At 62.0% G+C, this 8,635-nt stretch carries 7 protein-coding genes; 1 reads left to right on the top strand and 6 read right to left on the bottom strand.

Going from position 1 to position 8,635, the window contains the following annotated elements; genetic code table 11:
- The first annotated feature begins 277 nt into the window (after window positions 1-277).
- Window positions 278-1,990 carry a M1 family metallopeptidase gene (locus tag VJR68_RS03010; protein ID WP_324146064.1) on the top strand — a complete coding sequence of 571 codons (1,713 nt, stop codon included), beginning with the start codon at window positions 278-280 and terminating at the stop codon, window positions 1,988-1,990.
- A 65-nt stretch (window positions 1,991-2,055) separates the two neighbouring features.
- On the opposite strand, the gene VJR68_RS03005 is transcribed toward VJR68_RS03010, so the two are convergent.
- The 6 genes from VJR68_RS03005 to VJR68_RS02980 form a co-directional block, all read right to left on the bottom strand.
- The gene (locus tag VJR68_RS03005) at window positions 2,056-2,649 is read right to left on the bottom strand and encodes a DUF4126 domain-containing protein (RefSeq protein WP_324146063.1); all 594 of its coding nucleotides are present in this window, start codon (window positions 2,647-2,649) and stop codon (window positions 2,056-2,058) included.
- Window positions 2,650-2,836: 187 nt separating this feature from the next.
- Complete coding sequence (locus tag VJR68_RS03000) at window positions 2,837-5,125, bottom strand: carboxy terminal-processing peptidase (protein ID WP_324146062.1); 2,289 nt, start codon at window positions 5,123-5,125, stop codon at window positions 2,837-2,839.
- Window positions 5,126-5,135: 10 nt separating this feature from the next.
- A complete protein-coding gene (gene lipA, locus VJR68_RS02995; protein ID WP_324146061.1) occupies window positions 5,136-6,158 on the bottom strand; it encodes a lipoyl synthase in 1,023 nt (340 codons plus the stop codon).
- 8 nt (window positions 6,159-6,166) lie between these two features.
- Entirely contained in the window at window positions 6,167-6,835 is a 669-nt protein-coding gene (gene lipB / locus VJR68_RS02990) for a lipoyl(octanoyl) transferase LipB (RefSeq protein WP_324146060.1), read from the bottom strand.
- 167 nt (window positions 6,836-7,002) lie between these two features.
- Complete coding sequence (locus VJR68_RS02985) at window positions 7,003-7,293, bottom strand: YbeD family protein (protein WP_324146059.1); 291 nt, start codon at window positions 7,291-7,293, stop codon at window positions 7,003-7,005.
- A 104-nt stretch (window positions 7,294-7,397) separates the two neighbouring features.
- Complete coding sequence (locus tag VJR68_RS02980) at window positions 7,398-8,627, bottom strand: D-alanyl-D-alanine carboxypeptidase family protein (protein WP_324146058.1); 1,230 nt, start codon at window positions 8,625-8,627, stop codon at window positions 7,398-7,400.
- Window positions 8,628-8,635: the final 8 nt, after the last annotated feature.

Here is an 8,635-nt window from a genome sequence, read left to right as displayed (position 1 = left end):
GCATTGGGGTTAGGGGGTGCGTGTGCGCCACATGATTCACACCGCGACATTCGGCGACACGCTAAAGCCCAAGCAACCCCACCCCAGCCCTCCCCTACTGCCGCAGGGGAGGGAGCGATCATCGCAAGACTGGACTGCTACATCGGATTTGTGATCAACAGACAGGGCTTGATCCGGGGACAGTCCAACCTACGCGGGACATGCATGACTTCTGGCTTAGTCGCGTAGCCGCGCAACGCCGCATGATGCCGGGATATCCACCCGGCCCTCATGACCCATGCGCCCATTGCGTCCTGCCCTGCTCGCGCTCAGCCTTGTTCTCGCCGTCGCTGGTTGTGCCAATGTCCAGCACCACCAGCCACCGCTCACCACGCTGACCGAAAACTCCGGCGGCGTGATGCCGGCCGAACAAAAACGCGTGCACTTCGATCACGCCGAATTGCACATCGCGGTGGATCCCGCGCAGCAACATATCGATGCCACGGCCACGCTGAGCTTTACCGCGCACGAGCCTACCGATGCGCTGGTGCTGGACCTGGATCGCAACTTGCCGATCAGCGCGATCGACGTAGATGGCAAACCGTTGGCGCCGAGCGCCTGGAGCAATCCGGAAGGACGTTTGCGTATCCAATTGCCGCATGCATTGAGCGCCGGCGAGCATGTCTCCACCACGGTGCATTACGGCGGCCAACCACACGTGGCGAAGAAGGCGCCGTGGGATGGCGGCTTTGTGTGGAGTCACACGAAAGACGGCCAGCCGTGGGTCGGCAGCGCGGTGGAAGGCGAAGGCTGCGATCTGTTCTGGCCCTGCATCGATCAGCCGGAAGGCAAGCCGGATCTGGTGGATCTGTACGTGACCGTGCCGAAGCCGCTGGTGGCGCCGGGCAACGGCGTGCTGATCGGCATCAGCGACGAAGGCGATAAACGCACGTATCACTGGCGTGCCAAGCATCCCACCACGTATGCGATTTCCATCAACGTGGGTCCGTATAAAGAGCTGACCGGCGAATACCACAGCCGCTACGGCAACGTGATTCCGCTGCAGTACTGGTATCTGCCGGGCGAAGACGAGCAGGCGCGCAAGCTGTTCGCCGAATTCCCGCGCATATTGGCGTTCAACGAAGCGATGATCGGCCCTTACCCATTCGGCGACGAGAAGATGGGCGTGGTGGAAACGCCTTATCTGGGCATGGAACACCAGACCATCAACGCCTACGGCAACGGCTACAAGAAAGATGGCAACGGCTTCGACTGGCTGCTGCAGCACGAGTTTGCGCACGAGTGGTTCGGCAACCAGATAACCAACGCCGACTGGGACGACATGTGGCTGCACGAAGCGTTTGCGACCTACATGCAGCCGCTGTACAGCGGGTCGATCAACGGCGACATGGGTTACTACGCGTGGATGCAGAAGATGCGCCTGTCGTTGCACGATCGTTTCCCGATTGTTTCAGGCAAAAGCCAGACCGAAGCACAGGTCTATGACGATGATCATGGCCCGGGCCTGGACATCTACGACAAGGGTGCGCTGATGCTGCACGCCTTGCGCGGTTTGATCGGTGATCGCGATTTCTTCGAGAGCTTGCGCGTGCTGGTGTATGGACGGCCTGATCCCAAACCCGGCAATTTCGCCCCGCATTACGCGAGCTCGCAGGATTTCATTCGCATCGTCAACCAGGTGACCGGGCGTGATGTGAGCTGGTTCTTCAACGTGTACCTGTATCAGGCGCAGTTGCCGGCACTGGACGAGCAGCGCGTGGGCCATGCGTTGACCTTGCGGTGGCGCGTGCCACGTGACTTGCCGTTTCCGATGCCGGTGGAGGTGCAAGTGGATGGAACGGTGCACACGCTGCCGATGACGCATGGCGAAGGCTCGTTGGAGGTGCCGGCGGATGCGCTGGTGGTGATCGATCCGCACTCGAAGCTGCTGCGGGATTTGCCGCAGGTGACGGAGTATCAGCAGTGGCAGAAAGCTCAAGCGAAGCCGTAGGTTGGGGTGCGAACCCCAACATTGCCATGTACATCCGTTCCGGATGTTGGGGTTCGCACCCCAACCTACGTGGTGGCGAGTTTGCGTAGGCAGGTGACCATGATGCGCAACCCGCGAACAATCTTCGGCAACAGCCAGCAGATCAGCGCCATGAACAGCGCCAGCACGATGAGCAGTACCAGCGGGTGCTGCCATGCCAGATACAGAATCCCCAGCAGCGAAATATCCTCGGTCGCACTCGCGCCCCAATTGCTGAAGGGCTCGGGTGATGTATTGATCAATGCGCGCGTACCCGATTTCGCCAGATGCGTGCCGGTAACGACCGCACCGCCAAGCAAGGCCGCTGCGATCTGTTCATCTGCGCCGGAATTCTTGAACACACCCCAGGCGAGCAAGGTACCGACGGGAATACGGATGAAGGTATGGACGGAATCCCACACGCTATCGAACACGGGGATTTTGTCGGCCAGGCATTCGCCGGCCATCAACACACCGGCGGTAACCAGTACCCAGTTGTGGCTGAGCACTTCCAACCCTGATGGCAAAGTGACGTAGCCAAGGCGGCCCAGCAGGCCAGCGATGAACAGCGTGGCGTAGAGGCGAATGCCGCTGGCCCAAGCGAGGCCGCCGGCGAGAGCGAGATTGGAAAGCAGATCCATGGCGGCAGGTCCTTGTCGCAAGGAGGTCTGCGGCATCCTCGCGCCAACGGGCCGGGAAATCCATGACCGTCCTTGCGCGCACAAAAAAAGCGGCACCGAAGCGCCGCTTTCGTAGGCTGGGATGAAATCCCACCCTCAGCATGCCGACGAAAGCTGGGATTTCATCCCAGCCTACGTGCCTACCGACTTATTTGCTGCTGGAACCCGCCGCCGCCGGCTGCGTCATTGGCGTCGGCAGCGAAGCCGGCCCATTGCTGGTTGAAGCCATCGACGCGCTGTCGCCCTGCTTGCCGCCGTACGGCAACACTTCGGCCGCCAGCTTTGGGTTGGAACCGATCAGGCCAACAGCGTCGAACAGGATGTGCGCAGTTTCCTGCAACTGCGGATCGGGTGCCTTCTTGGCGTCTTCCTGCTGCTTCAGTTCCGACTTGAGACTGCGCTCGCTGGGGTTGAGACCGTCGTCGAGTTGATCGTCATCGCTCACGTCGGCGGTGCCACCGTCGATCGCCTTGTGACGTGCGCGGAAGTCGGCCTGCATCGCATCCAGTTGCTTGCGCTCGGTTTGGCGCTGGTCGTAGTTGAGCGAGATGGAGGTGCGGTCGGCCAGCTTCTTGTACTGGTTGAGTTCGTCCAGCATCAGCTGCCATGCCGGCGACTTGGCCACGCGTGCGTCATGCATCTGCGTGAGTTGCGGCAAGTAGGCCTTCATGTCGGCCACCGGCTTGTAGTCGGCGGGTGCGATTTGCGTCCACGGCAGCGCGTTGTCGTAGGTCGACTCGCCGAAATCCTTGTCGTCGCCGTTGCTCGGATAGAGCAGATCCGGCGTCACGCCGCGCAACTGGGTGGAGCCACCGTTGATGCGGAAGAATTCCTGCACGGTCATCTTCAGCGCGCCGAAGTCCGGCTTGTTGTCGGTATCGGCGGCGAAGCGGTTGAGGTCGATCAGCGTCTGCACCGTGCCCTTGCCGAAGGTCTGCGTACCGATGATCAGGCCGCGGCCGTAATCCTGGATCGCTGCGGAGAAAATCTCCGAAGCCGAAGCCGTGCCGCGATTGACCAACACGGCCAGCGGACCGCTCCAGGCCATGCCCGGATCGTCATCGCCCTGCACCTGCACTTGACCGCGCGCATCGCGTACCTGCACCACGGGACCCTTGTCGATGAACAGGCCGGTGAGTTCGTTCGCTTCATACAGCGAACCACCACCGTTGTTGCGCAGGTCGATCACCACACCCTGCACGCCTTCGGTCTTCAGTTCGCCCAGCAGCTTGGCGACGTCGCGGGTGGCGCTCTTGAAGTTCTTGTCGCCTTCGCTGCGTGCACCGAAGTCGGAATAGAACATCGGCAGTTCGATCACGCCGATCTTGCGGGTGACGCCGTTGTCGGTGATCTGGATGACTTTCTTCTTGGCGGCCTGTTCTTCGATAGTGACTTTCTTGCGCACCATCGTGACCATGTCGTGCTTGCCATCGGTGCCCTGGTCGCCAGGGACGATTTCCAGGCGCACCGTGGTGTCTTTCTTGCCGCGGATCAGGTTGACCACGTCATCGATGCGCCAGCCGACCACGTCCTGGATCGGGCCGCTTTCGCCCTGACCCACACCCATCACGTAGTCGCCCACGTGCAGCTTGCCGGACTTGATCGCCGGACCACCGGGGACGAGTTCGCGGATCACGGTGTAGTCGTCGCGCTGCTGCAGCACGGCGCCGATGCCTTCCAGCGACAGCTTCATGGAGATGTCGAAGTTCTCGGCAGCGCGCGGGCCCATGTAGTCGGTATGCGGATCGGTGGAGTTCGCATACGCGGTCATGAAGGTCTGCAGCGCGTCCTGGTCATCGAGCTGCTTCATGCGGTCGATGTAGTTGCTGTAGCGCTTGTCGAGCGTCTTGCGGATGTCGTCGTCGCTCTTGCCGGCCAGCTTCAGGCGCAGCCAGTCGTTCATGGTGCGCTTGCGCCACAGGTCGTTGAGCTCGTTCTGGTCCTTGGGCCAGTCGGCCTTCTTGCGGTCGATGGTGTAGGTGTCTTGGGTGGTGAAATCGAAGCCCTGCTTCAACAGGCTGCGCGCATAGTTCATGCGGTCGATGGCGCGCAGGATGTACTGGTTGAAGATGTCGAACGAGCCCGACATGTCCTTGTTCCAGATCTCGTTGTCGAACTGGTCCTTGTACTTGGCGAATTTCGCCATGTCTTCCTGCGTGAAGAAGACCTTTTCGCCATCCAGCAGCTTGAAGTAGCGCGTGTAGATCTTCTCCGACATCGCGTCGTCGAGCGGCTGCGCGTCGTAGTGGAAGCGGGTGAGCAGATGCGCGGAGATCAGCGCCGCGTTGGCTTCGTCGGCGGTCGGCTGCAGCGGCAATGTGGAAACCTTGCGCGGCTTGCTGGCACCCATGTCGGCGGCCGATTGCGCGAAGACTGCCGTGGTGGTGACGCTGAGCGCGACCAACAGAGCTAGCAGGGGGCGAAAGCGAAGGGTCATGGGTATCTCTTCAGGCGTGCTCGGTGACGCCAGCCGCGTGAGCCTGCTGGTCGGCGTGATAGGAAGAACGGACAAGCGGGCCGGAGGCGACGTGATGGAAGCCCATCGCCTCGCCGGCTACGCGCAAGGATTCAAATTCGTCCGGCGTCCAGTAGCGCACCACCGGGTGATGATGCGGCGTGGGCTGCAGGTACTGGCCGATGGTGATCATGTCGACGTCGTGCGCGCGCAAATCGCGCATCGTTTCGATCACCTGTTCGTAGGTTTCGCCCAGGCCCAGCATGATGCCGGACTTGGTCGGCACGTCCGGATGCTGCGCCTTGAAGCGCTTGAGCAGATCCAGCGACCACTGGTAGTCGGCACCCGGACGCACTTCGCGATACAAGTGCGGCACGGTTTCCAGATTGTGGTTGAACACGTCCGGCGGGAAATCCTTCAGCACCTCCAGCGCGCGTTCCATGCGGCCTTTGCCGCGGAAATCCGGCGTGAGGATCTCGATGCGGGTGTTGGGGCTGGTGTGGCGCACGGCGCGGATGCAGGCGGCGAAATGTTCGGCGCCGCCGTCGCGCAGGTCGTCGCGGTCCACCGAGGTGATCACCACGTACTTCAGGCGCATGTCGCGGATGGTGTCAGCCAGGCGCGCCGGCTCCAGCGGATCGGGCGCAGCGGGGCGGCCGTGTGCCACATCGCAGAACGAGCAGCGGCGCGTGCACACGTCACCCAGGATCATGAAGGTGGCGGTGCCCTTGCTGAAACACTCGTGGATGTTCGGGCAGGACGCTTCTTCGCATACCGTGACCAGCGCGTTCTCGCGCAGGCGCGCTTTCAACTGCTGCACGGCGTTGCCTTGCGGCAGGCGCACCCGAATCCAGCTGGGTTTGCGCAGTGTGGGAACGTTGGTATCGAAGCCGGCGCGGTTGAGAGCGATCTTGTCGCTGCCGAGCTGCTTGTCGACAAGTGCGCTCTCGGCAGGTGCGCCGCTGACGACGCTGATCGGAATGGTCTTGCTGGAGGATGCGCTGGTATCGCTCATGAAATAGCTCAGACCGCCATGCGAGCGGGGAGTTCGGGGATCACGGGAGCAGCTGATTCAGCTTCGAAGCCGAACTGCCGGCAGAACTCGCCGATCAGCACATCCTCGACGTCCGACAGCCGCGACGGACCGCCCAAGTCTAGCACCTGAGTGACCGCCAGGCCCTTGTAACCGCAAGGATTAATGCGGTGGAACGGTTCCAGGTTCATGTTTACGTTGAAAGCGAGCCCGTGGAAGCTGCAGCCCCGGCGCACGCGCAAGCCCAGGGCTGCCACCTTGGCGTCCGCCACGTAGACGCCGGGCGCGCCTTCGCGACGGACGGCCTCGATATTCCAGTGTTCCAAGGTGTCGATGATGGCCTGTTCGATCCGGTTGACCAGCTCGCGCACCCCTACCCCGGCGCGACGCAGATCGATCAGCGGGTAGGCCACGATCTGGCCGGGGCCGTGATAGGTGACCTGTCCGCCGCGATCCACCGGCACCACCGGAATATCGCCTGGCGCCAGTACGTGCTCCATCTTGCCGGCCTGCCCAAGGGTGAAGACAGGGTCGTGCTCCAGCACCCAGAGTTCGTCCACGGTTTCGGCGGTGCGGTTGTCGGTGAAGGCGCTCATCGCCTGCCACACCGGCGCGTAGGGTTGGCGCCCGAGGTGGCGGATTTTCAGGGGGAGGGACATGAATCGAGGGGCCTGCGCGGGATTGGGGCCAATCTGTGGCCGGCGGCTGCGGCTTGCAAGTGACGGAAGGGGTGTATGTGCTTGCCGCGTTGCTGCAACATGCCTTGCAAGAGCCGCCCCTCACCCTGCCCTCTTCCCCCGGAGGGGAGAGGGGAAAAACAAGTGGTTCAGAGGGTATAGCGGATATCCGGATCGGCACGCAGCGCGGTATGGGCCAGGTCGTATTGCTCGCGGGTTTCGCAGCGGAAACTGACGGTGACGGACAGGAAGTTGCCTTCGCGTGAATGGCGATGCTTCACCGTTTCGTGCAGCACGTGCAAACCGATACCCTCCAGGATCTGCGGTACGCGGGCTTTCAAATCCGCGCTGGCGTTGCCCATGGCGGTGATCTCGAACTCGCCGGGGAATTGAAACCCCTGGCCTTCTTGTTGCGCCTTGATGTCGCTCAGGTCTTTCATAGGAGGCCCCATGGGCTCGTAGGTTGGGGTGCGAACCCAACATTGTCATGTCGATCAAGATCCCATGTTGGGGTTCGCACCCCAACCTACACGATCGGGAATCCTCATTTCTTGCCGCTGCCGTGGAACCACAACAGGATGCTGTCCCACAGGCGCTTGAAGAACCCGCCCTGCGGCGCATCGTTGAGTGCCACCAACGGCACGTCCATGATGTTCTGACCGTCCTGCGTGATGTGCAACGTGCCGACCTGCTGGCCCTTCTTGAAGGGCGCGATCAGCGTGGACGGAATGTCCATCGTCGCCTTGAGCTTTTCGTAGTCGCCGGTCTTCACGGTAACCAGCACGTCCTGCGTCACGCCGAGCGGCAGTTGATCCTCTTCGCCCTTCCACAGGCGCGGCGTGGACAGCGGCTTGTTGGCCTCGTAGAGCTTGTGCGTTTCGTAGAAACGGAAGCCGTAGTTGAGCAGCGCGATCGCCGCGTCTGCACGCGCCTTCTCGTTGCTGGAACCCATCACGATGGCGATCATGCGCGCATCGCCACGCTTGGCCGACGCGGCCAGGCAGAAGCCGGCCTCGGCGGTGTGACCGGTCTTGATGCCGTCCACAGTGGGATCGCGCCACAGCAAGGTATTGCGATTGCCCTGCTTGATGCCGTTCCAGGTGAATTCCTTGATCGCGGAGATCGCGTAGTCATCCGGGTAATCGTGGATCAACGCGCGCGAAAGAATGGCGATGTCATGCGCGGAAGAATAATGATCCGCGATCGGATAGCCGGACGCGTTCATGAAGTGCGAGTTCACCATGCCGAGTTGCTTGGCATAGGCGTTCATCAGGTTCGCGAAGGTTTCCTCGGAGCCGGCGGTGTGTTCGGCCAGGGCGATGGCCGAGTCGTTGCCGGACTGGATGATCATGCCGTACAGCAGATCCTTCAGCGGCACCTGGCTGTTGAGCTTGAGGAAGCTGGTGGAACCGTCAGTACCCGCACCGCCTGCGCGCCAGGCGTGCTCGCTGATCGTCACCGGATCGGTGAGGTGGATCTTGCCGGCGGCCAACTGTGCGGAAACCACATAGTCGGTCATGATCTTGGTGATCGAAGCCGGTTCCACGCGTTCGTCGGGGTTCTTGGAAGCGAGCACCTGGCCGGTGGTGTAGTCCATCAACACCCATGCCTTGGCATCGACATCCGGTGGCGGCGGTACCGGCACGGCGACGGCGGCCGGCGCGGGCGGCGGATTCGGTACAGGCTTGGGTGGCGTCTGTTGGGCAACGGCACTCACGCCGAACACCAATGCGGCGGCGGCGAACATGTGCAGGGAACGGCGGAACGGATTCATGTGGGCTT

It is taken from the genome of Dyella sp. (genome assembly GCF_035277725.1).
Taxonomy (GTDB): Bacteria; Pseudomonadota; Gammaproteobacteria; order Xanthomonadales; family Rhodanobacteraceae; genus Dyella_B.
Note: the sequence above shows the minus strand (reverse complement) of the source record. Positions and strands in the feature narration are given on the sequence as shown.

What these genes read in the sequence shown, in the direction of transcription:
- VJR68_RS03010 (WP_324146064.1), top strand. Translation starts at nt 278, where the DNA reads ATGCGCCCATTGCGTCCTGCCCTGCTCGCGCTCAGCCTTGTTCTCGCC.
- VJR68_RS03005 (WP_324146063.1), bottom strand. Translation starts at nt 2,649, where the DNA reads ATGGATCTGCTTTCCAATCTCGCTCTCGCCGGCGGCCTCGCTTGGGCC.
- VJR68_RS03000 (WP_324146062.1), bottom strand. Translation starts at nt 5,125, where the DNA reads ATGACCCTTCGCTTTCGCCCCCTGCTAGCTCTGTTGGTCGCGCTCAGC.
- lipA (WP_324146061.1), bottom strand. Translation starts at nt 6,158, where the DNA reads ATGAGCGATACCAGCGCATCCTCCAGCAAGACCATTCCGATCAGCGTC.
- lipB (WP_324146060.1), bottom strand. Translation starts at nt 6,835, where the DNA reads ATGTCCCTCCCCCTGAAAATCCGCCACCTCGGGCGCCAACCCTACGCG.
- VJR68_RS02985 (WP_324146059.1), bottom strand. Translation starts at nt 7,293, where the DNA reads ATGAAAGACCTGAGCGACATCAAGGCGCAACAAGAAGGCCAGGGGTTT.
- VJR68_RS02980 (WP_324146058.1), bottom strand. Translation starts at nt 8,627, where the DNA reads ATGAATCCGTTCCGCCGTTCCCTGCACATGTTCGCCGCCGCCGCATTG.